Annotated in this window: 22 protein-coding genes and 1 pseudogene; 16 read left to right on the top strand and 7 right to left on the bottom strand. The window is 72.7% G+C overall.

Annotation, left to right across the window (positions count from 1 at the left end; genetic code table 11):
• Positions 1 to 127: 127 nt before the first annotated feature.
• The 3 genes from ACGFW6_RS34620 to ACGFW6_RS34610 all read right to left on the bottom strand — a co-directional run bounded on the left by ACGFW6_RS34620 (position 128) and on the right by ACGFW6_RS34610 (position 3,204).
• Positions 128 to 799 (bottom strand): gamma-glutamyl-gamma-aminobutyrate hydrolase family protein, encoded by a 672-nt coding sequence (locus ACGFW6_RS34620; RefSeq protein WP_393519176.1) that lies wholly within the window; start codon positions 797 to 799, stop codon positions 128 to 130.
• 37 nt (positions 800 to 836) lie between these two features.
• A complete protein-coding gene (gene eat / locus ACGFW6_RS34615; protein ID WP_393519030.1) occupies positions 837 to 2,285 on the bottom strand; it encodes an ethanolamine permease in 1,449 nt (482 codons plus the stop codon).
• Positions 2,286 to 2,457: 172 nt separating this feature from the next.
• Entirely contained in the window at positions 2,458 to 3,204 is a 747-nt protein-coding gene (locus tag ACGFW6_RS34610; RefSeq protein ID WP_393519027.1) for a FadR/GntR family transcriptional regulator, read from the bottom strand.
• A gap of 86 nt (positions 3,205 to 3,290) precedes the next feature.
• Here ACGFW6_RS34610 and ACGFW6_RS34605 point away from each other — a divergent pair, with 86 nt between their 5' ends.
• Genes ACGFW6_RS34605 through ACGFW6_RS34590 form a run of 4 tightly spaced genes read left to right on the top strand, consistent with a single transcriptional unit; the run spans position 3,291 to position 7,784 of the window.
• On the top strand, positions 3,291 to 4,655 hold the full coding sequence (locus ACGFW6_RS34605; protein WP_393519024.1) for a glutamine synthetase family protein: 1,365 nt from the start codon (positions 3,291 to 3,293) through the stop codon (positions 4,653 to 4,655).
• An 8-nt stretch (positions 4,656 to 4,663) separates the two neighbouring features.
• The gene (locus ACGFW6_RS34600) at positions 4,664 to 6,037 is read left to right on the top strand and encodes an aldehyde dehydrogenase family protein (protein WP_393519021.1); all 1,374 of its coding nucleotides are present in this window, start codon (positions 4,664 to 4,666) and stop codon (positions 6,035 to 6,037) included.
• On the top strand, positions 6,034 to 6,816 hold the full coding sequence (locus ACGFW6_RS34595; RefSeq protein ID WP_393519018.1) for a 3-oxoacyl-ACP reductase: 783 nt from the start codon (positions 6,034 to 6,036) through the stop codon (positions 6,814 to 6,816). Before ACGFW6_RS34600 ends, ACGFW6_RS34595 begins: the two co-directional genes overlap by 4 nt.
• A 26-nt stretch (positions 6,817 to 6,842) precedes the next feature.
• Complete coding sequence (locus tag ACGFW6_RS34590) at positions 6,843 to 7,784, top strand: DUF2510 domain-containing protein (RefSeq protein WP_393519174.1); 942 nt, start codon at positions 6,843 to 6,845, stop codon at positions 7,782 to 7,784.
• A 12-nt stretch (positions 7,785 to 7,796) separates the two neighbouring features.
• On the opposite strand, the gene ACGFW6_RS34585 is transcribed toward ACGFW6_RS34590, so the two are convergent.
• Positions 7,797 to 8,999, bottom strand: coding sequence for an amino acid deaminase/aldolase (locus ACGFW6_RS34585; protein WP_393519015.1), 1,203 nt, complete (start codon positions 8,997 to 8,999; stop codon positions 7,797 to 7,799).
• Between the two features lie 279 nt (positions 9,000 to 9,278).
• Between ACGFW6_RS34585 and ACGFW6_RS34580 the strand changes: the two genes are divergently transcribed.
• Both ACGFW6_RS34580 and mycP read left to right on the top strand, forming a co-directional pair.
• Complete coding sequence (locus ACGFW6_RS34580) at positions 9,279 to 11,705, top strand: hypothetical protein (protein WP_393519012.1); 2,427 nt, start codon at positions 9,279 to 9,281, stop codon at positions 11,703 to 11,705.
• Positions 11,702 to 12,949 (top strand): type VII secretion-associated serine protease mycosin, encoded by a 1,248-nt coding sequence (gene mycP, locus ACGFW6_RS34575; RefSeq protein WP_393519008.1) that lies wholly within the window; start codon positions 11,702 to 11,704, stop codon positions 12,947 to 12,949. The genes ACGFW6_RS34580 and mycP overlap by 4 nt, the downstream gene beginning before the upstream one ends.
• A gap of 199 nt (positions 12,950 to 13,148) precedes the next feature.
• Here the strand turns inward: mycP and ACGFW6_RS34570 are convergent, their stop codons facing one another.
• Positions 13,149 to 14,147, bottom strand: a complete 999-nt coding sequence (locus ACGFW6_RS34570; RefSeq protein ID WP_393519005.1) for a serine hydrolase — start codon at positions 14,145 to 14,147, stop codon at positions 13,149 to 13,151.
• Between the two features lie 149 nt (positions 14,148 to 14,296).
• Here ACGFW6_RS34570 and ACGFW6_RS34565 point away from each other — a divergent pair, with 149 nt between their 5' ends.
• Positions 14,297 to 15,028 (top strand): SseB family protein, encoded by a 732-nt coding sequence (locus ACGFW6_RS34565; RefSeq protein WP_393519002.1) that lies wholly within the window; start codon positions 14,297 to 14,299, stop codon positions 15,026 to 15,028.
• A 1-nt stretch (position 15,029) separates the two neighbouring features.
• Here ACGFW6_RS34565 and ACGFW6_RS34560 read toward each other — a convergent pair whose 3' ends face one another.
• Complete coding sequence (locus ACGFW6_RS34560) at positions 15,030 to 15,386, bottom strand: DUF1844 domain-containing protein (RefSeq protein ID WP_393518999.1); 357 nt, start codon at positions 15,384 to 15,386, stop codon at positions 15,030 to 15,032.
• A gap of 78 nt (positions 15,387 to 15,464) precedes the next feature.
• On the bottom strand, positions 15,465 to 16,175 hold the full coding sequence (locus ACGFW6_RS34555) for a 4'-phosphopantetheinyl transferase family protein (protein ID WP_393518996.1): 711 nt from the start codon (positions 16,173 to 16,175) through the stop codon (positions 15,465 to 15,467).
• Between the two features lie 323 nt (positions 16,176 to 16,498).
• Between ACGFW6_RS34555 and infC the strand changes: the two are divergent.
• The 9 genes and pseudogenes from infC to ACGFW6_RS34510 all read left to right on the top strand — a co-directional run bounded on the left by infC (position 16,499) and on the right by ACGFW6_RS34510 (position 26,841).
• Positions 16,499 to 17,180: pseudogene (infC, locus tag ACGFW6_RS34550) on the top strand (translation initiation factor IF-3).
• 111 nt (positions 17,181 to 17,291) lie between these two features.
• The gene (gene rpmI / locus ACGFW6_RS34545; protein ID WP_003977225.1) at positions 17,292 to 17,486 is read left to right on the top strand and encodes a 50S ribosomal protein L35; all 195 of its coding nucleotides are present in this window, start codon (positions 17,292 to 17,294) and stop codon (positions 17,484 to 17,486) included.
• A 101-nt stretch (positions 17,487 to 17,587) separates the two neighbouring features.
• Entirely contained in the window at positions 17,588 to 17,971 is a 384-nt protein-coding gene (gene rplT, locus ACGFW6_RS34540) for a 50S ribosomal protein L20 (protein ID WP_006141703.1), read from the top strand.
• A 159-nt stretch (positions 17,972 to 18,130) separates the two neighbouring features.
• Positions 18,131 to 18,979 carry a TrmH family RNA methyltransferase gene (locus ACGFW6_RS34535; RefSeq protein ID WP_393518993.1) on the top strand — a complete coding sequence of 283 codons (849 nt, stop codon included), beginning with the start codon at positions 18,131 to 18,133 and terminating at the stop codon, positions 18,977 to 18,979.
• A gap of 53 nt (positions 18,980 to 19,032) precedes the next feature.
• On the top strand, positions 19,033 to 20,169 hold the full coding sequence (locus ACGFW6_RS34530; RefSeq protein WP_393518990.1) for an ATP-binding protein: 1,137 nt from the start codon (positions 19,033 to 19,035) through the stop codon (positions 20,167 to 20,169).
• Positions 20,170 to 20,303: 134 nt separating this feature from the next.
• Complete coding sequence (pheS, locus tag ACGFW6_RS34525; protein WP_393518987.1) at positions 20,304 to 21,425, top strand: phenylalanine--tRNA ligase subunit alpha; 1,122 nt, start codon at positions 20,304 to 20,306, stop codon at positions 21,423 to 21,425.
• Complete coding sequence (gene pheT / locus ACGFW6_RS34520) at positions 21,425 to 23,938, top strand: phenylalanine--tRNA ligase subunit beta (RefSeq protein WP_393518984.1); 2,514 nt, start codon at positions 21,425 to 21,427, stop codon at positions 23,936 to 23,938. The genes pheS and pheT overlap by 1 nt, the downstream gene beginning before the upstream one ends.
• A gap of 239 nt (positions 23,939 to 24,177) precedes the next feature.
• Entirely contained in the window at positions 24,178 to 25,224 is a 1,047-nt protein-coding gene (locus ACGFW6_RS34515; protein WP_393518981.1) for a PP2C family protein-serine/threonine phosphatase, read from the top strand.
• 276 nt (positions 25,225 to 25,500) lie between these two features.
• Positions 25,501 to 26,841, top strand: a complete 1,341-nt coding sequence (locus tag ACGFW6_RS34510; RefSeq protein WP_393518979.1) for a transcriptional regulator — start codon at positions 25,501 to 25,503, stop codon at positions 26,839 to 26,841.
• The last annotated feature ends 12 nt before the right edge of the window (positions 26,842 to 26,853 follow it).

Below are 26,853 nucleotides of genomic sequence, written 5' to 3'. Positions count from 1 at the left end.
GACCCCGCTCCTCACACGCCGGAGGGGCTGGGTTCTTCAGCCCGTCCGGCGTGTGAGGACGAGGCCGTTCAGGCCGATGCGGGAGTCCGGGGACGGGTAGGGGCGGCGGGGGCGAGGAACGAGGGTGTCAGGCGGTCGCGGCGCGGACCAGGGCGCGCATCACCCGCAGATCGTCCCCCATCTCCGGATGCCACTGCACGCCCAACACCCACTCGCCCAAGGGCAGTTCCACCGCCTCCACCGTCCCGTCCGCCGCGTAGGCGGACGCGACGAGCCCCTCGCCCAGCCGGTCCACGGCCTGGTGGTGGTACGTCGGTACGGACGTCTCGTCCGGTACCGCGGCGGCGTACAGACTCCCCGGCACCGGCTTCACGGTATGGCTGCCGAAGACGCCGACGACCTCCGCATGCCCGTCGATGTGCTGCTGCAGCGTGCCACCGAGGGCGACGTTCAGCAGTTGCATGCCCCGGCAGACACCCAGCAGCGGCACCCCGGCGGCCAGCGCCGCGTCGATCAGCGCCAGCTCCCACGCGTCCCGCTCCCGCGCCGGCGGCCCCGTGCGAGGGTCGCGCTCGGCGCCGTAGCGGACCGGCTCGACGTCCGGTCCGCCCGCGATGACCAGCCCGTCCAGCCGGCCGACGGCGGCCGCCGCGTGCTCCGGGTCGTCCGGCGGCAGCATCGCGGCCAGGCCGCCCGCCCGCTGCACCAGCCGGGGATAGCCGACCGGCAGCAGCGCGGCCTCCAGCTCCCACACGCCCCAGCGCGCACCGGACTCCAGATAGGTGCTGACCCCGATCAGCGGCCTGGCCACAGCGACTCCCTCAACTCTCGAAACGTCAGTCCCGTGCCAACTCTGCCTCGGCCGCCGCCAGCGCCGCGAACTCCTCCTCGGGAGCCTTCGCCACCAGGTGCTTGCGGCTGTAGAGGCCGAAGTAGGCGATGGCCACCCCGTACACCACCAGCGCGATCACCGCCGCCGTCACGTCCACCAGGAACGTGGCCACCAGCGCCGCACAGGCCAGCACCAGCGCGACCGACGAGGTCAGCACGCCGCCCGGCGTGCGGTACGGCCGTTCCAGCTCCGGCTCGCGGCGGCGCAGCACGATGTGCGACAGCGACATCAGGGCGTAGGAGATGGTCGCGCCGAAGACCGCGATGTTCAGCATCCGCGCGCCGTTGCCGGACACGGCGGCCAGCAGGAAGCCGAGTGTGCCGGGCACCAGCAGCCCCAGGTAGGGCGCCTTGCGGCGGCTGGTGAGGGACAGGAAGCGGGGCAGGTAGCCCGCGCGGGACAGGGCGAACAGCTGGCGCGAGCCCGCGTAGATCAGGGAGAAGAAGGACGCCACCAGGCCGGCCAGGCCCGCGTAGTTCACGATCCGGCTGAGCGTCGTGGCCTCGCCGTTCGGCTGCAGCGCCTCCACCAGGGGGTTTCCCGCCTCCTGGACCGCCGCCGAGCCGCGTGCGCCGGCCGCCGCGAAGAAGGTCACCACGGCCAGGACGACCAGGATGGCCATCGACCAGCGGATCGCCTTCGGCAGGGTACGGGCCGGCTCCCTGGTCTCCTCGGCGGCCAGCGGCACGCCCTCGACGCCCAGGAAGAACCACATGCCGAAGGGGAACGCCGCCCAGATGCCGAGCAGGCCGAAGGGCAGCCAGGAGTTCGCACCCGTCGCCGAGGAGTCGACCGGGATGTCGTCGAGCGAGGCGAAGGAGAAGTCCGGCAGCGCCGCCAGCGCGAACACGATCAGGGCCACCACCGCGATGCCGGTGACCACGAAGCTGAAGCGCAGTGCCTCGCCCACGCCCCACAGGTGGATGCCGAGGAAGATCGCGAAGCAGACCAGGTACACCGGCCAGCCCGACTCCAGGCCGAACAGGCCGAGCGACTCGACGTAGTCGCCGATGAAGATGACGATGGCGGCCGGCGCGAGGACGTACTCGATGAGGATCGCCGTACCGGTGAGGAAGCCGCCCCACGGGCCTAGGGCGCGGCGGGCGAAGCCGTAGCCGCCGCCCGCCGTCGGCAGGATCGAGGACAGCTCGGCGAGGGCGAAGACCATGCAGGCGTACATGGTGCCCATGAGGACCATGGCGATCGCCAGGCCGCCGAAGCCGCCCTCGGCCAGACCGAAGTTCCAGCCGGAGTAGTCGCCGGAGACGACGTACGCGACGCCGAGTCCGGTCAGCAGCACCCAGCCGGCGCTGCCGCGGCGCAGGGCTCTGCGCTCCAGGTAGTCGTCCGCCTCCGGGGCGGCGGAGGGTGTGTTCGTGGATTCCAGGGACAAGGCCAACTCCCCACGTGCGGTGGACACCGGGCGGTTCCGGGCACGGTGGGGTGGGTCGACCGGGCTCCGGTTCAATGGAATGGATGCATACCTTTGCCGGGTCGGCTGCTCGAACGCAATACCCTTGCGTTAATCGCCGGTAAATCCACCCGCACCGGGGACCGGGCGCCGCTCAGCCGAGGAAGCCGCGCAGCAGCGCCGCCGTGCCCCCGCAGTGCTCACGCATGATCTCCCGCGCGCACTCCGCGTTGCCCTCGATCACCGCCTCCACCAGGGCGGTGTGCTGGCGCTGCGAGTGCTCCAGGTTGCGCACCAGCAGCGGGATGCAGTCCAGCAGGTCGTTCACGGTCGCGCGTACGGCCGCGTACTGGGCGGTCAGGGTGGGGGAGCCGGACAGCTCGGCGAGCGTGAGATGGAGCAGGGTGTCCAGCCGGCGGTAGTCCGCGAGCGGGGCGTCGTGCGTGTGTGCCAGTGCCGCGCGCAGCCGGTCCGCCTGCTCCTCGTCCAGCCCGTGCGCCGCGCACAGCCCGGCCGCGCCCACCTCCAGCACCTCGCGGAAGCGCAGCGTGTCCTCGACGTCGACGTCCTTCAGGCGGCGGCGCAGCTCCTCCTCGCCCGGGGTGACGGGGCGCGGCAGGACGAACGTTCCGCCGTAGCGGCCGCGCCGGGACTCCACCAGGCCCTGGTCCTGCAGCACCTTCAGCACCTCGCGCAGCGTGACCCGGCTGATCCCCAGCCGGTCCGCCAGCTCCCGCTCCGCGGGCAGCCGCTCGCCGCCCGGCACCAGGCCGAGCCGGACGACCTGGAGGATCTGCTCCAGGGCCTCCTCGAAGCCGTTGCCGGCCCGCACCGGCCGCAGCACCGACGTCAGCCGGTCGTCGGCTCCGGGCGCCCCGTGCTCCGTATCCGCCTGCGACATATGGCCGGACCCCCTTCCCAATCAATGGTCCTGCGCAATACCTTATGGCTCCCGGCTGACCGAAGTAGCCGAATGGAGGCTCTCCCGTGGCAGACCGCACACCCCCGCTGAGCGTCGAGGAGCTGCACGCCCTCGTCGCGAGCGGTGAGATCGACACTGTCGTCCTGGCGTTCCCCGATATGCAAGGGCGGCTCCAGGGCAAGCGGTTCGCCGCCCGCTTCTTCCTCGACGAGGTCCTCCACCACGGCACCGAGGGCTGCAACTACCTCCTCGCCGTCGACACCGAGATGAACACCGTCGAGGGCTACGCCATGTCGTCCTGGGACCGCGGCTACGGCGACTTCGCCATGCACCCGGACCTGGCCACGCTGCGCCGCGTCCCGTGGAACGCCGGCACGGCCATGCTGATCGCCGACCTCGCCTGGAACGACGGCTCGCCCGTGCTCGCCGCGCCCCGCCAGATCCTGCGCCGCCAGCTGGAACGCCTCGCCGAGCACGGCTACACGGCGAACGTCGGCACCGAGCTGGAGTTCATCGTCTTCAAGGACACCTACGAGCAGGCCTGGGACGCGAACTACCGCGACCTCACCCCGGCCAACCAGTACAACATCGACTACTCGGTGCTCGGCACCGGCCGGATCGAGCCGCTGCTGCGCCGCATCCGCAACGAGATGGCGGGCGCCGGCCTCACCGTCGAGTCCGCCAAGGGCGAGTGCAACCCCGGCCAGCACGAGATCGCCTTCAAGTACGACGACGCCCTGGTCACCTGCGACCAGCACGCGATCTACAAGACCGGCACCAAGGAGATCGCCGCCCAGGAGGGCGTCTCGATCACCTTCATGGCCAAGTACAACGAGCGCGAGGGCAACTCCTGCCACATCCACCTCTCCCTCGCGGACGCCGCCGGCAACAACGCCATGGCCGGGGACGGCGAGGGCGGCATGTCGGACGTCATGCGCCACTTCCTCGCCGGCCAGCTCGCCGCCCTGCGTGACTTCTCCCTCCTGTACGCGCCGAACATCAACTCCTACAAGCGGTTCCAGCCGGGCTCCTTCGCGCCGACCGCCGTCGCCTGGGGATACGACAACCGCACCTGCTCCCTGCGCGTCGTCGGCCACGGCCGCTCGATGCGCTTCGAGAACCGCCTCCCCGGCGGCGACGTCAACCCGCACCTCGCCGTCGCGGGACTGGTGGCGGCCGGCCTGTACGGCATCGAGCAGAAGCTGGAGCTGCCCGAGCCCTGTCCCGGCAACGCCTACACCGCCGGCTTCGAGCACGTCCCCACGACCCTGCGCGAGGCCGCCGAGCTCTGGGAGAACAGCCCGATCGCCAAGGCCGCCTTCGGCGACGAGGTCGTCGCCCACTACCGCAACATGGCCCGCGTCGAACTCGAGGCCTTCGACGCCGCGGTGACCGACTGGGAGCTGCGCCGCTCCTTCGAACGCATGTGAGGCACTTCTTGTCCGACCAGCTCCAGGTACTGAATCCGGCCACCGAAGAGGTCGTCGCCACCGTCCCGGCGGCCACCGCGGCCGACGTCGACGCGGCGGTCGTACGGGCCACGAGGGCGCAGGCCGTGTGGTCCGCGCTCGCGCCCGGCGAACGCGCGCGACTGCTGCGCCGGTTCGCCGTCGCCGTCGACGAACACCTCGAAGAACTCGCCCAGTTGGAGGTCAGGGAAGCCGGACACACCGTCGGCAACGCCCGCTGGGAGGCGGGCAACGTCCGCGATCTGCTCGACTACGCGGCCGGGGGAGTGGAACGGCTGACGGGACAGCAGATCCCGGTGCCCGGCGGCCTGGACGTCACCATCCTCGAACCGCTCGGTGTCGTGGGCGTGATCGCGCCCTGGAACTTCCCGATGCCGATCGCCGCCTGGGGCACCGCCCCGGCGCTGGCGGCCGGCAACGCGGTCCTGCTCAAGCCCGCCGAGACGACCCCGCTGACGGCCCTGCGGCTGGCCGAGCTGGCGTTGGAGGCCGGCCTTCCCGAGGGCGTGTTCCAGGTGCTCCCCGGGCACGGTCCCGTCGCGGGCAACGCGCTCGTCGAGCACCCCGGCGTCGCGAAGATCGTCTTCACCGGGTCGACGGCCGTGGGCAAGCAGGTCCTCGCCAAGGGCTCCGCTCTGCTCAAGCGCGTCACCCTCGAACTCGGCGGCAAGAGCCCCAACATCGTCTTCGCCGACGCCGACCTCGAAGCCGCCGCGGCCGCCGCCCCCATGGCCTTCCTCGACAACTCCGGCCAGGACTGCTGCGCCCGCACCCGCATCCTCGTCCAGCGCTCCGCCCACGACCGGTTCATGGAGCTGCTGGGCCCCGCGATCGAGGCGGTGCGCGTAGGTGACCCGGCCGACGACACGACCGACATGGGCCCGCTCATCTCCAAGGCCCAGCTGGACCGGGTCCGTTCGTACGTCTCCGACGACCTCGACGGCATCCGCGGCAAGGCCCCCGAGGGCCCCGGCTTCTGGTTCCCGCCCACCGTCCTCACCGGCGTCGACCCCCGTGCGCGGGTGGCCGTCGAAGAGGTCTTCGGGCCGGTCGCCGTCGTCCTGCCCTTCGAGGACGAGGCGGAGGCCGTCGCCCTCGCCAACGCCACCGACTACGGCCTCTCCGGCTCCATCTGGACCCGTGACGTCGGCCGCGCCCTGCGGGTCTCCCAGGCCGTGCGGGCCGGCAACCTGTCCGTCAACTCCCACTCCAGCGTCCGCTACTGGACCCCGTTCGGCGGCTTCAAGCAGTCCGGCATCGGACGCGAGCTGGGTCCGGACGCCCTGACCGCCTTCACCGAAACCAAGAACGTCTTCATCAGCACGGAAGGCCCCGCACAGTGACCGAAGAGAATGTGTGCCGCCGACTGGTCGGCCGTACCGCCGTCATCACCGGCGCCGGCAGCGGCATCGGCCTCGCCACCGCCCGCCGGCTCGCCTCCGAGGGCGCGCACATCGTCTGCGGCGACGTGGACGAGCAGCGCGGCAAGGCGGCCGCCGAGGAGGTCGGCGGAATCTTCGTGAAGGTCGACGTCACCGACCCCGAGCAGGTCGAGGCGCTGTTCAAGACGGCGTTCGACACCTACGGCAGCGTCGACATCGCCTTCAACAACGCCGGCATCTCACCGCCCGACGACGACTCCATCCTGGAGACCGGCCTGGACGCTTGGAAGCGCGTCCAGGAGGTCAACCTCACCTCCGTCTACCTGTGCTGCAAGGCCGCCATCCCCTACATGCGGCAGCAGGGCAGGGGCTCCATCATCAACACGGCGTCGTTCGTGGCGAGGATGGGCGCCGCCACGTCCCAGATCTCGTACACGGCCTCCAAGGGCGGCGTGCTCGCCATGTCCCGCGAGCTGGGCGTGCAGTTCGCCCGCGACGGCATCCGGGTCAACGCCCTGTGCCCCGGACCGGTCAACACCCCGCTGCTGCAGGAGCTGTTCGCCAAGGACCCGGAGCGGGCCGCGCGCCGGCTCGTGCACATCCCGGTCGGCCGCTTCGCCGAGGCCGAGGAGATCGCCGCCGCCGTCGCGTTCCTGGCCAGCGACGACTCCTCCTTCGTGAACGCCACCGACTTCCTGGTCGACGGCGGAATCTCGGGGGCGTACGTCACGCCGCTGTAGGCCGCCCTACAGTTGCCGGAATGAGCATGACGCCCCCGCCCGGCTGGTACCGCGACCCCTCCGCCCCGCACCTGGAGCGCTGGTGGGACGGCACGGCCTGGACCGAGCACCGGCGTGCCCCCGAGGCACCGGCACCGGCGGCCCCGACGCCGCCGGTGCCCGGCCCGCCCGCCTACGGGTCGCAGCCGACCGTGCCGCTGACGCCCGCCCGGCCCTCGGCCGGCGGTGCCTCCGGGAAGGGGCCGAAGGTCGCCGCCCTGATCGCCGCCGGGGCCGTCCTGGTCACGGCGATCGTCACGGGCGTGATCGTCCTCGGCGAGGACGACGGCGGCGGGCAGGTGGAGACCGCGCCGACGCTCGCGACCTCGCAGCCCGCGGACCGTGAGCCGGCCTCGGACACCCCGAGCTCCTCCGAGACCGCCTCCGAGCCTCCCGCCGACGGCCCGGCGGTGGTCACGGACCAGCTCAACGGCATCACCCTGCCGCTGCTCGACGGCTGGGTCAGACCGCGCAACGTCACCGAGGCCGACATCCTCATGACCACGGACGGCACCTACGACTGCCCCGCCGACTTCGGCTTCTGCCGGCACGGCAGGGTCAGCTCGCGCACGGCGACCGCGGACGACGGGAGTTCCCCCGAGGCGATCGCCAAGGCCGACATCGAGGAAGCGGCCGACGCCGCCTACGACCGCGACCTCATCGGCCGGCGCCCCTTCGGCGGCATCGAGTCCCACAAGGTCATGGACTCCGGCCCGGTGACGGTCGCGGGCCGCGCCGGCTGGTTCGTGCGCTGGCGGGTCACCACGGCCAAGGGGGAGGGCGGCTACGTCCAGTCCCTCGTCTTCCCCTCCCGCGTCGGCACCGAGTCACCGGTCGTCGTCCGCTACGTCTTCGACGCCGGGGCGGACGGGCCGCCGCTGGCCGACATGGACCGTCTCACCAAGGGCATCCGGTCCACCACGGACTGAGCCCCGGGCGCGCTACAGGAACGTGTGGCCCTCGCCCCGGTACGTCGGCACGGTCGCCGTCACGGTGTCCCCCTCGATCAGGTGCAGCGCGTCGAACCGCTCACACAGCTCACCGGCCTTCGCGTGCCGGAACCACACCTTGTCGCCGAGCAGCAGGTCGTCGGCGGGGGAGCCGAGCAGCGGCGTCTGCACCTCGCCGGGCCCCTCCTGCGGGTCGTAGCGCAGCCCCTGGGGCAGATACGGCACCGGCAGCCGGTCGGGACCCGCCACACCCGAGGCCGGATACCCGCCGCCGAGGACGGTCACGATCCCGACCCCGGGCCGGCGCACCACCGGCTGGGCGAACAGCGCGGCGGGACGCCCGCTGAAGGACGTGTAGTTGTCGAACAGCCGCGGCACGTACAGCCCCGACCCGGCACCGATCTCCGTGACGGCGTCCTCGGCGGCCGTGAACTGCACACTGCCGGTGCCGCCGCCGTTGACGAACTCCAGCTCCGGCGCCACCGCTCGCACGGCCCGCACCACCTCGGCCCGGCGCTGGGCGAGCTCCCGGCGAGCGGTGGCCTGCATCAGCCGTACGGCACGCGACCGCAGCGGGCGCCCCGCCACCGAGTCCCCGACCCCGGCGATGTGTCCCTCGTACGCCATGATCCCGACGAGCCGGAACCCCGGCCGGCGGGCGACGGTCCGCGCCATGTCGGCGACCTGGGCGGGGGAGTGCAGCGGCGAGCGCCGGGCGCCGACGCGCACCCGTCCCCCGAGCAGCTTCAGGGAGGTGTCCAACTCCAGGCAGACCCTGACGACTTCCCGGCCACCGTTGCGGGCGGCGTCGATCAGCCGCAGCTGCGCCGGGTCGTCGATCATCACGGTGACGGCGGCGGCGAGCTTGGGGTCGCCGGTCAGCTCCGCGAACCCGGCACGGTCGGCCGAGGGGTAGGCGAGCAGGACGTCGTCGAACCCGGACCGCGCCAGCCACAGCGACTCGGCGAGGGTGAACGACATCAGGCCCGCGAAGCCGTCCTTGGCGAGGACCCGTTCCAGCAGCGCTCGGCAGCGTACGGACTTGCTCGCGACGCGGATCGGCTTGCCGCCGGCCCGGCGGCGCATGTCGTCCGCGTTGGCGTCGAAGGCGTCCAGGTCGACGATCGCGAGGGGGGCTTCGAGATGGGCGGTGGCCCGGTCATAACGGGCCCGGTCAGCGGCGCGCGCAGTCATGAACGAAGCCTGCCAGACGGGATTACCGCAGGGTAGGGGGACGTTCCGGGCAGATCCGCACGGGGTCGTGGACTGGTTCCCGTTCGCGCAGGTTCAACCCGTAGAGTGACGCGCACGCAAGTGGGAACGTCCACGGCCGCGTCGTGCGCCGGGATGACGCTCCCTCGGCGCGGGTATGCGTGCCTGGTCGGAGGAGTCCGTGCCGGGCGGGACAGACCGGGAACAGCAGCGGTGGCCCGCGCACGAGGACGGGCCCGGGGACGAGGAAACGGGGGGTGCATGAGCACGGAAGCGCGTCGCGTCCCCGTTCCCCCGCGCCCGTCGACCCCGCCTCCGCCCGCCGTCCCGCCCCGCCCGACCACACCGCCGAGACCCCCGCAGCCGCCGGCCGCCGGCGACACACACGACGAGGACACGGACGGCCCGGCCCCAACGACCGGCGCGGGAACGGAGGGCCCGGTGCGGGGCGGTGCCGACGCGAACCCGACCCCGAGCGGCCGGACGCCGACGACCTCCCGTACGTCTGCCCCCGCCGATCCCCGCTCCCACCCGAGCGCCCGCATTCCGTCCCCGGCCTCCGGCACCCCCTCCGCCCCGCCCCCACCCCCGGCTTCGGCCCGCTTCCCGGACGCCCCACCCACACCCGGCGCCCCGACCGCGAGCCCCGTGGGCAACGGCCACCGTCCGGCCGCGGGCTCCGAGGGGGACAGCCGTCACACCGCCGCACAGGGCAACGGCCGCCGTCCGGCCGCGGGCCCCGAGGCCAGCGGCGTCCACCCGACGGTGAGCCCCCAGGGCAACGGCGTCCACGCGACCGTGAGCCCCCAGGGCAACGGCCGCCGTCCGGCCGCGGGCTCCGAGGGGGACAGCCGTCACACCGCCACGGGTGCGGTACCGGGCGCACAGGGCAACGGCCGCCATCCGGCCGCGGGCCCCGAGGCCGGCGGCGTCCACCCGACCGCGAGCTCCCAGGGCAACGGCGTCCACCCGACCGTGAGCCCCCAGGGCAACGGCCGCCATCCGGCAGCGGGCTCCGAGGGAAGCAGCCGTCACACCGCCACGGGTGCGCCACAGAGCGCCCAGGCCAACGACCGCCACCCGGGCGCGAGCCCGGAGAGCCCCGGTCGACGTCCGGGCGCGGGTGCTTCGCCGAACGTCGGCGGCGCCGGCCGCCGTCCGGCCGCGGGTGAACCGGCGGGCCCCGAGAGCACGCGCCGCCACCCGGCCCCGGGTGCCTCGACGCACTTCGCGCGCGACGGCCGGACCGCACCCGGCGGCACGCCGCCCCGCCCCTCGACGCCCCGGCGTACGGGCGCCCCCGTCGAGACGGCCGCGGAGACGACGTTCCGCCTCCGCCCGATCCCCGCGACCCCGCCGACCGACACCCCCAACCACCCTTCCGGCGCCCAGGGTTCCCCCGGCACGCCGCCCCGCCCGGGCACGGCTCCCGGCCGCGGTCCCGCAGGCACGCCGTCTCGCCCCGGCACCACTTCAGGGCAGGGCGGCGTAGGCACGCCTTCGCGCCCTGGGGGTGCTCCGGCGCAGGGTTCCCCCGGCACCGCTCACGGTCAGGGCCGCGTAGGCACGCCCTCCCGTCCCGGCGATCCGTCGGCGCAGGGTTCCCCCTCCGCGCCCCCGCAGGCACGCCCCGCCTCGGCGCAAGGTGCCCGCGGCGTCCCGCAGCATCCCGGCGCCGCTCCCGCCGAGTCCCCCCGTCGATCCACCTCCGCACCCCTCCCGCCCATGCGGCCGCCCTCGGACGGGTACGGGGCGCCGGCATCCGACGGAGGCTCGGTCGGCATGCCGTACTCCCCGGCGGGCTCCCCCCAGTTCTCGCCGGATCCGTCCCTGTCCTGGAGCGCGCCCATGGCGCCGGGTTCGGGGCGCCCCGTCGTGTCGTTCGGGGAGCCCGAGGGGTACGACGAGCAGGCGCGGCCCCGTCCGCTCGGGATGCGGCTGCGGCCCCGGATCGCCCTGGCGGCGGCCTGTGTCGTGCTCGGCGTCGGACTCATCGGCGGTGCCGTGACCGGGAGTTGGCTGGTCGGGGAGCCCGGTGACGGCGGCGCCCGGGACACCTTCGCGGCCGCCGGGAGCCTGTGGCACGGCGTCCCCGTCGACCAGCTCTTCCCGCCCACCGTGATCGGGAAGGGCGCCGGTCCCGGGGGCGCCGACCGGACCTGGACGCGGATCGCCGTCGCCCCCGACACCGGCTGTGCCGGCGCCTTCGACCCGCTCCTGCGCAAGGCCCTCGCGCCCGTCGGCTGCCGGCGCCTGCTGCGCGCCACCTACACCGACGCCACCCAGAGCCACGTCACCACCGTCGGCCTGCTCTTCACCGACGCCGACGCCACCGCGATGCGCTCGCTCGACAGCCGCTTCTCCAAGGAGGGCCTCGACCGCCGTACGGACCTCATGCCCCGTCCGTACGCCGCCAAGGGCACCGAGGCCGCCGGCTTCGGCGACGAGCAGCGCGCCTCCTGGACCATCTCCGTCCTCACCGACGCCCCCGTCGTCGTCTACGCCGTCTCCGGCTGGGCCGACCACCGCACCGTCGACGAGCCCCAGCCCGCCGAGGAGGCCATGGAGGCCGGCGCCACCACGGCCGTCGCCCAGGCCGGCCTCGGCCACGAGGCACAGGGTCTCGCCGACCGCGTCGAGCGTGCCCTGCGCAGGAACGTCGGCCCGTCCACGGAGCCGTCGTCATGACCCCCGGCGCGAAGACGCGTACGCACGCCCGCCTGAACGGCGCCGCCTCCGGCTCCGTGAGCAGGAGTGTGAAGCACCTCGTGACCCGGCGCACCGGCCCCCTCGCCGCCCTCCTGGGCGCCTGCCTCGCCCTCCTGCCGCCCACCGCGGCCCACGCCGACTCCATACGCGCCCAGCAGTGGGCCCTGGAGGCCATGCACACGCAGGAGGCCTGGCAGACCACCAAGGGCAGGGGCGTCACGGTCGCCGTCCTGGACACCGGCGTCGAGTCCGATCACCCCGACCTCGACGGCAACGTCCTCCAGGGCAAGGACATGGTCGGCTTCGGAGCCGACCGCGGTGACCGCGCCTGGGCCCGGCACGGCACCGCGATGGCCGGCATCATCGCCGGCCACGGACACGGCGCGGGCAACGGCGACGGCGTCATGGGCATAGCTCCCGAGGCCAAGATCCTCCCCGTCCGCGTGATCCTGGAGGACGGCGACCCCGCCCGCGCCAAGGCCCGCAGCACCCGCGGCAACGCCCTCGCCGAAGGCATCCGCTGGGCCGCCGACCACGGCGCCGACGTCATCAACCTCTCCCTCGGCGACGACTCCAAGTCGGCCCACCCCGAGGCCGGCGAGGACGAAGCCGTGCAGTACGCCCTGAACAAGGGCGCCGTCGTCGTCGCCTCGGCCGGCAACGGCGGCGAGAAGGGCGACCACATCTCCTACCCGGCCGCCTACCCGGGCGTCATCGCCGCGACCGCCGTCGACCGCTACGGCACCCGCGCCTCGTTCTCCACCCGCCGCTGGTACGCCACGGTCAGCGCCCCCGGCGTGAACGTCGTCATCGCCGACCCCGACCACAAGTACTACGAGGGCTGGGGCACCAGCGCCGCGGCCGCCTTCGTCTCCGGCGCGGTGGCCCTGGTCAAGGCCGCCCACCCCGGCCTGACCCCGGCGCAGATCAAGAAGCTCCTCGAGGACACGGCCCGCAACGCCCCGGACGACGGCCGCGACGACTCCCGCGGCTACGGGTTCATCGACCCGGCCGCCGCCATCAAGAAGGCCGCCGGTATCAAGCCGGAGGGCCTGAAGGCGGCGGCCTACGGCGACGAGTACTTCGGCTCCGGCCCCGACGCGGCCGCCTCGGACGACGACGCGACGAGCTGGACCGCATGGCTCGCGGGCGCCGCGGGCGGGCTGATGCTGGTGGCGGCGGTCGTCGTGTGGCGAGGCCGCCGCGGCCGCTTCGGCCTCTAGCCGCCGCTTCCGCCAGGAGCCTTGGGCGGCCGCCGCTTCCGCCAGGACCTCCAGCGGCCGCCCCTTCCGCCAGGACCTCCAGCGGCCGCCCCTTCCGCTTCGGCCTCCAGCCGCCGCTTCCGCCACGGCCTCCAGCCGCGGGGTCCGCTACGGCCTCCAGCCGCCCCCGGGCGTGCTTCGGTCTCAGTCGCCGGTTCCGCTACGAGGAGGCGGCCGTCGCCGTGGCCGCCGGGGCGGGGGAGGCGTCCTCGCCGGCGAACACCGACACCGCCGCCCGTGCCGCGGCCTCGACCAGCGCGACGCCTTTCTCCTTGGTCGTGTTGCCGTCGGAGAGCACGGCCACCAGATAGTCGGCGCCGTCAGCCGTCACCCGCCCGATGCTGTTGATGTCCCACAGCCCGGTGGCGGTGCGCGGCAGCCAGCCGTTCTTCAGCGCCCACGCCGAGCCGTCGGCCACCGTCGACACGCCCCAGTGCTGGTCGGCCGCGATGTGCCCCATCAGCCCGCCGAGATACGCCCGGGAGTCCGCGCTCAGCTCCGACTCCGTCCCGAACACCTGCCGCAGCAGAGCGAGTTGATCGGCCGCGGTGGTCCGGGTCAGCCCCCAGTACATGTCGTGGCCGCCGACGGTGCCCGTGAGCCCGAGACGCGCGTTCGCCGCGTCGAGCCCGCCCGCCTTCCCGATCGTCCGCCACAGGGCCGAGGCGGCGGTGTTGTCGCTGTTCTCGATCATGTCGGTGGCGTACGACCGCTCCGCCGCCGTCAGCTCCCGCCCCGCGTCCTGGGCCTGGAGCAGCAGCACGGCCAGGATGTCGACCTTGACGATGCTCGCGGTGTCGAAGTCACCGTCGCCGTACATGGCGCTCGTGCCGGACTCCAGGTCCAGCACCGCCACCGACACCGCGGCGCCGTTCTCGACGTCCACCGCCTTCATGGCACCGGCCAGCAGCGCGTCATGGTCGACCGTCGGCTCCGTCACCGGATCCACAGGAGCCTTTCCGTCCGTGCCGTCGCTGGTCGACGCCGAGGGCCCCGGCGTCGCCGTCGACGATACGGCCCGCACCGCTGGATGCGCCCGGGTCTTCACATACGCGGTGCCCGCGGCCGTACCGCCCAGGACCACGAAGGTGGCGAGGGCACCGTGGAGCAGCGGGCGGCGTCGGGGCGTACGGGCGCGGCGGGCTCTGGAGGACTCCATGCCGCGATCGTCCGGGGTGTGTCTGTGCATGCCGTGAGACGCACGTTAGAGGCGTGTCAGAGAATCGAAGATTCAGGCGACCGGGTGTCACGCGCGCGTTTCCGGGGCCGCACAAACGCAGCAGCATCCCCCCGATAGGGTCGGTGACCGTGGCGAACAAGAACATTCCCGACTCCCCGTTCTCCGACGACGACGGCTCCGTCGACCCCCGGCTGGGCGCCGCGCTCGCGGCCTGGGCCGAGGACCGCACCGCGGAGGGCCCGGTCCTCGAGGCGCTGAAGGACGCCCGGCTGCTCGTGCCGGTCGTGGCCGTCCTCGGCGAGGTCGAGGAGGACGAGAACGGGCTGCGCCGCGAGAAGACCAGCGACATGGCCGTCCCCACCCTGAAGGCCGGCAACCGCACCGCCCTGCCGGCGTTCACGTCCACCGACTCCCTGGCCCGCTGGGACCCGGCGGCCCGCCCCGTCGCCGTACCCCTGAACCAGGCCCTGGAGGCCGCGGCGCACGAGCGGGCGGACACGATCGTGCTGGACATGGCCGGTCCGGTGCCCTACGAGCTGACGGGGCGGGCGCTGCTCGCCCTGGTCGAGGGGCGTACGACGACGGATCCGCTGGCCGATCCGGCCGTGCGGGAGGCGGTGCGGGCCGTCGTGTCCTCGGTGCCCGCCGTGCTCAGCGCCCACCTCGGACCCGGACAGGCCGACGGCACCCTCGCCCTGGTCCTGGACGCCTCCGCCGCCCCCGCCGAGGCCGCGCGTGCGGTCGCCGAGCGGCTCGCCGCCGATGAAACGCTGAGGGCCCGCCTGGTGCGCGGTCTCGACCTGGCACTGCTGCCGGCCGGGACCACGCCACCGGGCGAGCCCCTGTACGTACGAGGGTGAGCTAGCCGTAGACCGGGCCCGTGTACTTCTCGCCGGGCCCCTGGCCGGGCTCGTCCGGAACGACCGACGCCTCGCGGAAGGCCAGCTGGAGCGACTTCAGGCCGTCGCGCAGCGGCGCGGCGTGGAACGAGCTGATCTCGGTCGTGCTCGCGTCCAGCAGCCCGGCGAGGGCGTGCACCAGCTTGCGGGCCTCGTCGAGGTCCTTGAACTTGTCGCCCTCCTCTGTCAGACCGAGCTTCACGGCGGCGGCGCTCATCAGATTCACGGCGACCGTCACGATCACCTCGACCGCCGGGACCTCGGCGATGTCGCGGGTCATGGCGTCGAAGTCGGACGGCGGCTGCGTACTGTCGGTCATCGCTCACATCTCTTTCAGGGCGCGGAACCCCCTCAGCGTAGTTGACCGTCCTCGGGCGGCAGCGGGGGCGTGGGCCGGTCACCGGCGGTCGCCGTCCGCCGGGGAAAGGGTTCCGACGCGGACGTCGCCCTCCTGTGCCGCGGCCTCGGCGGGGCGGCCGACGGCCAGGGTCGTGTCCGCGAGGGAAGGCGGGTTCTCCACCGCCCACAGCCGTGCCGGGCCGGACGTCGTGTCCCGCACGGTGCCCCGCTCGGCCCCGGGCTCGGTGTCCCAGCGGCGCAGGTCGACGCTCATCCCCACCCCGACCGCCTTCAGCACCGCCTCCTTGCGGGTCCAACAGCGGTAGAAGCCGAGCAGCCGCTCCCGGGGCTCCGTGCACCCGTCCAGCCAGACGGCCTCCGCCGGGGCGAGCGCGTCACGGACGAGGCCCGGCAGGTCGACCGGCCGGTGCGTCTCGATGTCCACCCCGACGGGAGCGGCGCTCACCGCCAGGGCGCCGTAGCCCTCCGCACGGCTGGCGCTGATCCACAGGGACGTCTCCGGCCACACCACCCGTGGCGGCCCGTGGCCGGGGTCCCCGCAGCCGGGGCAGGGGTGGTTGCCCAGGACGACGTCGCCGCCCGGCACCCCCAGCAGTTCCCCGAGGACCGTCCGCACCGCCACCCGGGCCGCCGTGAAGTACGACCCCAGCGGCTCCCGCAGAGCCGAGGCCCGCCGTCGCTCCGCCTCGCCGAGTACGTCACGATGGGGGACGTCCGCGGCGGACCAGAGCCAGATCGACGTGGCCATGCGGTCGACCCTAACCGCCCGGTGAGCGGTCCTTGCAAAATTTGGTACGCTGGTTCTCGACCGGTCGGTCATATGTACCGACCCACAAGTGGAGGCTCCGAACTCCCACCTGATCGTCCCCCGGGACGGCGGGTCACCCCGGTCAGGCGGCCACCATCGTTCCGTACGGACGATGGAGCCGTCCGAAATCGCGCCCCGCGATCATCGCGGCGGTGCTCCGGTAGTGCTTGGAGCCCCGCCTGTGATCGTCCGGGGCATTTTTTGTGCTTCGGCGCGGTTAGGTCTGTCGAAAAGAGACATACGCGGCTGTCCGCCAGACCGCCGTGTGGTGCTAACCGAGGAGGATCCATCAGCGCCGAGCCCCGCATCAACGACCGGATTCGCGTTCCCGAGGTGCGACTTGTCGGTCCCAGTGGCGAGCAGGTGGGCATCGTCCCGCTGGCGAAGGCACTGGAGCTTGCGCAGGAGTACGACCTGGACCTGGTCGAGGTCGCGGCGAACGCCCGTCCGCCCGTGTGCAAGCTCATGGACTACGGGAAGTTCAAGTACGAGTCGGCCATGAAGGCCCGTGAGGCGCGCAAGAACCAGGCGCACACGGTCATCAAGGAGATGAAGCTCCGGCCGAAGATCGACCCGCACGACTATGACACCAAGAAGGGTCACGTCGTCCGGTTCCTCAAGCAGGGCGACAAGGTCAAGATCACGATCATGTTCCGTGGTCGCGAGCAGTCCAGGCCGGAACTCGGCTACCGACTGCTGCAGCGTCTCGCGGAGGACGTCCAGGACCTCGGTTTCGTGGAGTCGAACCCGAAGCAGGACGGCCGGAACATGATCATGGTTCTCGGTCCGCACAAGAAGAAGACCGAGGCGATGGCCGAGGCACGTCAGGCGCAGGAAGCCCGCAAGGCAGAAGCGAAGGCCAACCCCGGCAAGTCGCAGAACGCCGCGGACTCCGAGAACGCCGTGGAGACCGAGGCACCTGCCGAGGCTTCCGCCGAGGCGTGATCCCGGGGGACCACTGGTCCCCAGGACGTAATCGATATACGAGCGACGCTCCACCGTGCCCGGTTTCACGACCGGGCACCGGAGCGCCACCCACGAGGAGAGAACGGCGCTATGCCGAAGAACAAGTCGCACAGCGGTGCCAGCAAGCGCTTCAAGATCACCGGCTCCGGCAAGGTGCTCCGTGAGCGCGCCGGCAAGCGCCACCTGCTCGAGCACAAGTCGTCCCGTGTGACGCGCCGCCTGACCGGCAACGCCGAGATGGCCCCGGGCGACGCCGCGAAGATCAAGAAGCTTCTCGGCAAGTGACGTCCGCGGCGCCCGTCATGAGCGCCGTACGTCTGGACCGGGACCCAATCGTTTCCGGGCCGTGTGAGTCCAACCGCGGCCCCGCTACAAGGAGTTAAAAAGTGGCACGCGTCAAGCGGGCAGTCAACGCCCACAAGAAGCGCCGGGCGATCCTCGAGCAGGCCTCCGGCTACCGCGGTCAGCGTTCGCGCCTGTACCGCAAGGCCAAGGAGCAGGTCACCCACTCGCTGGTCTACAACTACAACGACCGCAAGAAGCGCAAGGGTGACTTCCGCCAGCTGTGGATCCAGCGCATCAACGCCGCTGCCCGCGCCAACGGCATCACGTACAACCGCTTCATCCAGGGTCTGAAGGCCGCCAACGTCGAGGTGGACCGCAAGATCCTCGCCGAGCTGGCCGTCAACGACGCGAACGCGTTCGCCGCGCTCGTCGAGGTCGCCCAGAAGGCGCTGCCGAGCGACGTCAACGCCCCGAAGGCTGCGTGACGCTGCGCTTGGCCCAGGCCGACGTGACTGGACGGACCCGCGGGTTTCTGCCTGCGGGTCCGTTGCGTTGAGTAGTGCGGGTGGGTCCGGCACCGCCGGGACCCGCCGACCCGGTTGATCGCCGTCGCGGCGGAAATCTAGTGACCGAAGGTGTAGAGCATGCCCCCCGTCAGCCCTGAGCTGATCTCCCCCCGTTCCCCTCGCGTCTCCGCCGCGCGGCGGCTTGCCAGGCGGAACTTCCGGGGCAAGGAGCGGCTCTTCCTCGCCGAGGGGCCGCAGGCCGTACGGGAGGCGGCGGCGTACGGGTCCACGCTCGTGGAGCTGTTCACGACCGTCGAGGCCGCGGAGCGGTACGCCGACATCCTCGGGGAGGCCCGGGACGCGGGCGCGCGGGTGCACCTCGCCGACGAGCAGGTGATCGCCGAGATCTCCACCACCGTCACGCCCCAGGGACTCGTCGGGGTCTGCCGGTTCATCGACACCCCCTTCGAGGAGATCCTCGCCGCCCGGCCCAAGCTCGTCGCCGTGCTCGCGCATGTGCGCGACCCCGGGAACGCCGGGACCGTGCTGCGCTGCGCCGACGCCGCGGGCGCCGAGGCCGTCGTCCTCACCGACGCCTCCGTCGACCTCTACAACCCCAAGGCCGTGCGCGCCTCCGTCGGCTCCCTGTTCCACCTTCCCGTCGCCGTCGGCGTGCCCGTCGAGCGGGCCGTGGCCGGACTCCAGGAGGCCGGGGTACGGATCCTCGCCGCCGACGGAGCAGGGGACCGCGACCTCGACGACGAGCTCGACAAGGGGAGCATGGGCGGCCCGACCGCCTGGGTGTTCGGGAACGAGGCGTGGGGGCTCCCGGAGGAGACCCGCACGCTGGCCGACGCCGTCGTGCGCGTCCCGATCCACGGAAAGGCCGAGAGCCTGAACCTCGCCACCGCCGCCGCCGTATGTCTCTATGCGTCGGCCCGTGCACAGCGCGCCTCCGGAGGGTGCCGCAGCGTCACCGAGAGCTAGTAGGGTGACCAGCTCGGGGGCCCCTCAGCCGTCGTGAGAGGTGGGGTACGGGGATGAGTGTCGGCACGAGCAGCGCACCGGGAGCACACCAGGTGCCGCGGCCGTCCGCGTCCCGGACGGGTGACCCCGCCGAGCTCGGTCTCGATCCCGACGACCTGCCCGACGGCCTCGTCGTCGCCGACGAGCACGGGCACGTCATCTGCTTCAACGCCGCCGCCGAGCGCATCACCGCCGTCCGGGCCGCCGACGCCCTCGGGCAGCGCCTGGAGAAGGCCCTGCCGCTGGAGGATCTGGAGGGCCGGCGCTGGTGGCAGCTGACCGATCCCTACGGCGGGCCGGCCATCAGGCGCCGGCAGCCCGAGCGCAACCTGCTGCTGCCCGGCGGGCGCGAGGTGCTGGTCTCCGCACGCTACGTCCGCACCGAGCCGACCGGGCCCGTCCACCGCGTCGTCGTCTCCCTGCGCGACACCGAGGCCCGCCGCCGCACCGAACGCAGTCACGCCGAGCTGATCGCGACGGTCGCCCACGAGCTGCGTTCCCCGCTGACCTCCGTCAAGGGCTTCACCGCCACGCTCCTCGCCAAGTGGGAACGCTTCACCGACGACCAGAAGCGGCTGATGCTGGAGACCGTCGACGCCGACGCCGACCGCGTCACCCGGCTCATCGCCGAGCTGCTCGACATCTCGCGCATCGACAGCGGCCGCCTCGAAGTGCGCCGCCAGCCCGTCGACATCGGCGCGGCCGTGGGGCGGCACATCCAGGCGTACGTCGCCGCGGGCCAGCCCGCCGACCGGTTCCTGCTGCGCATCGAACAGCCGCTGCCCGCCCTGTGGGCCGATCCGGACAAGATCGACCAGGTACTCAGCAATCTGATCGAAAATGCGGTGCGGCACGGCGACGGAACGGTCACCATTGACATCACGGCCACGGCGTCCCCCCGCGAGGGCGAGGACACCGGCACGTCGGTCACGGTGAGCGACGAGGGGCCCGGCATCCCGGAGGAGTCCATGAACCGCGTCTTCACCCGCTTCTGGCGGGGCAGCAAGCGCGGCGGCACCGGCCTCGGGCTCTACATCGTCAAGGGCATCGTCGAGGCCCAAGGCGGCACCATCACGGTCGGCCGCGCCCCCGGCGGCGGCGCACAGTTCCGATTTACGTTGCCCGTGGCGGCACCGGCCTTCATGGCCTGAGGCACCACGGGCGCATTCGCCTCCCCCGACCCCGTTAGACTCGGCCATTGGCACCTTTGCGTCCACAACCAGAGACGGAACGTCTCCAGGTCGAGACGGGGCACTCAGCCAGCCAATCGGAAGCACGGGAAGAGATGTCGGCACCGAATAAGTCGTACGACCCTGTAGAGGTCGAGGCCTTGAAACCGGAAGAGATCGAGCGCATGCGGGACGAGGCGCTCGCCGCCTTCGCCGCCGCGGACTCCCTCGACGCGCTCCAGGAGGCCAAGGTCGCCCACACCGGCGGCACCTCCCCGCTGGCCCTCGCCAACCGCGAGATCGGCGCCCTGCCCCCGCACGCCAAGGCGGAAGCCGGCAAGCGCGTCGGCCAGGCCCGCGGCGCGGTGAACAAGGCGCTCGGCGTACGCCAGGCCGAGCTGGAGGCCGAGCGCGACCAGCGCGTGCTGGTCGAGGAGGCGGTGGACGTCACGCTGCCGTACGACCGCGTACCGGCCGGCGCCCGCCACCCGCTCACCACGCTCTCGGAGCGCATCGAGGACATCTTCGTGGCCATGGGCTACGAGGTGGCCGAGGGCCCGCAGGTCGAGGCGGAGTGGTTCAACTTCGACGCCCTCAACATCGGCCCGGACCACCCGGCGCGCGGCGAGGCGGACACCTTCTTCGTGCAGGGCCCTGACGGCGGCACCGAGTCCGGTGTCGTGCTGCGCACCCACACCTCGCCGGTGCAGATCCGCTCGCTGCTCAGCCGTGAGCTGCCGGTCTACGTGATCTGTCCCGGCCGCGTGTACCGCACGGACGAGCTGGACGCCACCCACACCCCGGTCTTCCACCAGGTCGAGCTGCTCGCCGTGGACGAGGGCCTGACCATGTCGGACCTCAAGGGCACCCTGGACCACATGGTCCAGTCCCTGTTCGGCGAGGGCATGAAGACGCGGCTGCGGCCGAACTTCTTCCCGTTCACCGAGCCCAGCGCCGAGATGGACATGCTCTGCTACGTCTGCAAGGGCGAGTCCGTGGGCAACCCCGACCGGCCCTGCCGTACCTGCTCCTCCGAGGGCTGGATCGAACTCGGCGGCTGCGGCATGGTCAACCCGCGGGTGCTCACCGCCTGCGGCGTGGACCCGGAGAAGTACAGCGGCTTCGCCTTCGGGTTCGGCATCGAGCGGATGCTGATGTTCCGCCACAACGTCGAAGACATGCGAGACATGGTCGAGGGTGACGTCCGGTTCACCCGGCCGTTCGGGATGGAGATCTGATGCGGGTCCCGCTTTCTTGGCTGCGGGAGTACGTCGACCTGCCGGAGACGGAGACCGGGCGCGACGTCCAGGCCAAGCTCATTTCCGCCGGTCTGGAGGTCGAGACGGTCGAGCAGCTCGGCGACGGTCTCAAGGGCCCGCTCGTCGTCGGCCGGGTGCTGACCATCGAGGAGCTGACGGAGTTCAAGAAGCCGATCCGCTTCTGCACCGTCGACGTCGGCCAGGCGAACGGCACCGGCGAGCCCCAGGAACTCATCTGCGGCGCCCGGAACTTCCAGGTCGGCGACAAGGTCGTCGTGGTCCTCCCCGGTGCGGTGCTGCCCGGCGGCTTCGCGATCAGCGCCCGCAAGACCTACGGCCGCACGTCCCACGGCATGATCTGCTCCAGCGGCGAGCTGGGCATGGGCGACGACGGCACGCACGGCATCATCGTGCTGCCGCCGGAGACCGAGGTCGGCAAGGACGCCATCGAGCTCCTGGAGCTGGTCGACGAGGTCCTGGACATCGCCGTCACCGCCAACCGCGGCGACTGCCTGTCCATCCGCGGCGTCGCCCGCGAGGCCGCCATCGCCTACGGCCTCCCGCTGCGCGACCCGGCGCTGCTGGACGTGCCCGGCCCGAACGCCTTCGGCTACCCGGTGCAGGTCTCGGACCCGATGGGCTGCGACCGCTTCACCGCCCGCACGGTGACCGGCCTCAGCCCCGAGGCCCGCTCGCCGATCTGGCTCCGGCGGCGCCTGCAGAAGGTCGGCATGCGCCCGATCTCGCTCGCCGTCGACGTCACCAACTACGTGATGATGGAGCTCGGCCAGCCGCTGCACGCCTACGACCGCAACCTGGTCCAGGGCACCATCGGTGTGCGCCGCGCCGAGGAGGGCGAGAAGCTCGTCACCCTCGACGACGTCGAGCGCAAGCTGCACGCCGAGGACCTGGTGATCACCGACGACCGCGGGCCCATCGGCCTCGCGGGCGTCATGGGCGGCGCCAACACCGAGATCGCGGACCACGAGGACGTCGAGAACGCCTCCACCGCCGTGGTCATCGAGGCCGCCCACTTCGACCAGGTCGCCATCGCGCGCACCGCCCGCCGGCACAAGCTGTCCTCCGAGGCGTCCCGCCGGTTCGAGCGCGGCGTCGACCCGGCTGCCGCCGCCGCGGCCGCCCAGCGCACCGTCGACCTGCTGGTCCTGCTCGCGGGCGGCACCGCCGACGCCGGTGTCACCGAGGTGGTCACGCCGTCCGCGCCGCACACCATCACCGTCCCGGCCGACCACCCGGACAAGGTCGCGGGCGTCGAGTACGGCCGCGAGACCGTCGTGCGCCGGCTCCAGGAGATCGGCTGCGACGTGTACGGGCAGGACGAGCTGATCGTCACCGTGCCGTCGTGGCGGCCCGACCTCCTCGAGCCGAACGACCTGGCCGAAGAGGTCATCCGCCTGGAGGGCTACGAGAACCTGCCCTCCACGCTGCCCAAGCCGCCGTCCGGCCGTGGCCTGACGCACCGTCAGCGCCTGCACCGCCGCGTCGGCCGCGCGCTGGCCGGGGCCGGCTACGTCGAGGCGCCGAACTACCCCTTCGTCAGCGAGCAGGTCTTCGACCAGCTCGGCCTGGCCGCCGACGACCCGGCCCGCCGCGTCGTCAAGCTGGTCAACCCGCTCAACGACGAGGAGCCCGCGCTGCGCACGTCGCTGCTGCCGGGTCTGCTCGGCGCGCTGCGGCGCAACGACGGGCGGGGCTCGCACGAGCTGGCGCTGTTCGAGACCGGGCTGGTCTTCCTCCCGAACGAGGAGCGGGGCACCGCCGGTCATCTGCCGGTCGACCGCCGCCCGACGGACGAGGAGCTCGCCGCGCTCGACGCCGTGCTGCCCCAGCAGCCGCGGCACGTGGCGGTCGTCCTCGCCGGTGCGCGTGAGCAGGCCGGCTGGTGGGGCGCCGGACGTCCGGCCGACTGGGCCGACGCCATCGAGGCGGCCCGGCTGGTGGCCCGCGAGGCCGGTGCCGAGCTGATCGTGCGCAGTGGCCAGTACGGGCCGTGGCACCCCGGCCGCTGCGCCGAGCTCGCCGTGGCCGTGGACGGCACGGAGACGGTCGTCGGTCACGCCGGCGAGCTGCACCCCCGGGTGCTCAAGGCCCTCGGTCTGCCCGCGCGCACCTGCGCGATGGAGCTGGACCTGGACGCCCTGGAGCAGGTCGGCGACGGTACGCCCCAGGCGCCGAGCATCTCCACGTTCCCGGTGGCCACTCAGGACGTCGCGCTCGTCGTGGACAAGCCCGTGCCGGCCGCCGAGGTCGAGGCCGCGCTGCGTGAGGGCGCGGGTGAACTCCTCGAGGCGATCCGGCTGTTCGACGTGTACGTCAACGACGAGCAGCTCGGCGACGGCAAGAAGTCGCTCGCGTACGCGTTGCGCTTCCGTGCGGGTGACCGGACGCTGACCGTGGATGAGGCTTCGGCTGCCCGGGACGCGGCGGTCGCTCTTGCCGGGGAGCGGACCGGGGCGGTGTTGAGGGGCTAGTTCGCCCAAGGGGCGGGGACTGCTGTAGACCGGCGGCTACGGGACCGTCGTGGCTGGTCGCGCAGTTCCCCGCGCCCCTTGTGGGGGCACGCTTCACCGGGCGCGTTGGGGTCACCTCACTCAAAAGGGTGACTTCTCCGGGTGATCTGGTACTTCCGGACTATCTGCCGACAGAATCGGACCGGCCTTTCGAGGCCGGTCCGTTCTGCTGTGTCAGGGCCTATTGGGGGACCATCGGCATGCTCCGCTTCAAGGCTCGGGTGCCCCGCAAGGTGCTCGCGTTCGGGCTGCCCACCGCCTGGGGTGCGACGGCGATCACCTACAAGCTGACCTGCCCGCTCGCCCAGCAGGACGGCCTCGGTGCGCGGATCGTGACCAGCGCCGTCTTCTTCGCCGTGGGGACCGGGCTGATCCTGCACGTCCGGCGGGCCCTGGTCCGTGAGCTCCGGCAGGTGCGGGAGGTCGCCGGTGCCGCGCAGAGCGTGCTGCTGCGGCCGCTGCCGCCGCGCGTCGACGGGCTGAACGTCGCCGCCGCCCAGCTCTCCGCGGATCGCGGCGCCCGGGTGGGCGGCGACCTGTACGAGGTCATCGCCACCGAGCACGGCGTACGCGCGATCATGGGGGACGTGCGCGGCCACGGCATCGCCGCCATCGGCACGGTCGCCGCCGTCCTCGGCAGCTTCCGGGAGGCCGTCCACGACGAACCCGACCTGGGTCGGGTGCTGCACCGACTGGACCGGGCCCTGGCCCGCCATCTGCGCGAGCGGGCACGCGACGAACACCCCGCGGCGGAGGAGTTCGTCACCGTGCTGCTCCTGGAGATCGGCCGCGACGGCGAGATCACCGGGCTCAACTGCGGCCATCCCTGGCCGTATCTGCTGAGCGGCACCAGCGTCGAGCCCCTCGCCCGCACCGATCCCCTCCCACCCCTCGGCCTGTTCCCGCTGCCGACGGAACTGCCGCCGGTGCCCTGCGGCTCCCTGCACTCCGGAGACTCCCTGGTCCTGTACACGGACGGTGTCGAGGACGCGAGGGACGCGAGAGGCCGGTTCTTTTCGCTGCAGGCGGCGCTCGCGGATGCCGTACGGCAGCACCCCGTCACTCCCCACGCCCTCCTCCGCGGCCTGTTCACAGCGGTTCTCCGCCACACAAGGGGCCGGCAGTCGGACGACATGGCGCTACTGGTCCTGCGCAACGATCGAACGAGACTCGCCTGCAACTCCCTGGGGGCGGGGGGAACCGCGCGACCGGCCACGACGAACCCGCAGTCGCCCCATTACCTCTAGTGCGACGGCGATCAGTCGCGCTGCCGAGCCGGCGGCGGCCGTCCGCCCCGCCACGGAGTGTCGGGCAGGCAGCTGGGCGGACGGCGCGGAAGCGGGCCGCCGCACTGTACGAGGGGGAGCCGGCGGCCCGGCCGGCCTCTTGCGAGGCATTTCAGTCAACCGGCAGGGAACTCTCCGCAACAGCGCGCGCACGCTACGGATTCGCGCACTCGGTTCACACCCCGTGTGAACCGGTTCGCACTAGTCTGACGGCACCGAGCCACCCGGGGGGCATCTATGCAGCCCAACACTCTGCTCGACGCGATCCTTGACGAGGCCGGGATCTCGCACGCGGGGCTGGCAGCACACGTGAACCAGGCGGGGCGGGCGCGTGGGCTCGCGCTGAGATACGAACACACCGCCGTCGCGCGGTGGTTGAAGGGGCAGCGGCCGCGTGGCCAGGTGCCCGACCTGATCTGCGAGGTGCTGGCCGGCCGGCTGCACCGTACCGTCACGCTCGACGACATCGGCCTCGGGGTCCCCGGTGAGCCCAACACCGCGCACACCACCTCGCTGTCCGGCTTCGTGGAGCGGGCCACCGCCCTGTGGCGCTCCGACGAGCAGCAGCGGCCGCACATCCTGGGCGCCCCAGCGGTCACCGGCACGCCCGCCGTGATGCCGGTGTGGGAGTGGGAGAACCCGCCCGAGGACGTCGACGTCTCCCGCGGGGGACGGCACCGGGTCACCTCCGCCGACATCGACATGCTGCGGGCGGCCCGCACCCACTACGAGCAGATGTACCGCAAGGCGGGCGGCATAGCGACCCGCACCCGGATCGTCGGCTTCCTCAACGCCGAGGCCGCCCCGCTGCTGCGCGGCAGCTACACCGACGCCACCGGGCGCCAACTGCACCGGGCCACCGGCGGGCTGGTGGCCGTCGCCGGGATCTGCGCCTACGACTCCGACGCGCACGGGCTCGCCCAGCGCTACTTCCACCAGGCGCTCCGGCTCGCCAAGGCCAGCGGGGACCGGGGACTCGGCGCGTACGTCATCGCGCTGCTGGTCAACCAGGCGCTGTTCATGCGGGAGTTCCGGCAGGCGGTCGCCTTCGCGGAGGCCGCGCTGCGGGCCGCCGGCAAGCACATCACCCCGGCGCTCGCCTCCGATCTGTACGCGATGCAGGCGAAGGCGTACGCCCACCTCGGCGACGGCACGAGCGCCCTGTCCTGCATCCGGCGTGCCGAACAGGCCGCCGAACGCATCCACCGCGGATACGAACCCGACGAAACGGGCTATGTCCAGCCCGGCCTCGTCAACGTCCAGGTGGCCGAGGCGCTGCTGAGTCTCGGGGAGCTCGCGGCCGCGGGAGAGCACGCCGCGGCCGCCGTCGGCAACCCCGCCCACGACCGGGGCCGGGTGCACCGGCTGGCCATGCTCAGCACCATCGAGCTGCGCCAGGGCAACGCCGACAAGGCGGTGGCCACCGCGGTGCAGATGGCCGAGCAGGCGCGGGGGATGGAGTCCCAGCGTCTGCGCGACAGGCTCCGTGCGGTACGCGAACACCTGGTGCGCAGCGGCGGCGCGGGCACCGCCGAGGCCGCTGAACTCATCGACGGAGCGCTGCGCGTACCGCTGTAGGCCGGTGCACGC

It is taken from the genome of Streptomyces sp. Y7, from assembly GCF_043195415.1.
Lineage (GTDB): Bacteria > Actinomycetota > Actinomycetes > Streptomycetales > Streptomycetaceae > Streptomyces.
This window is presented reverse-complemented; position numbering and strand designations above follow the sequence as displayed.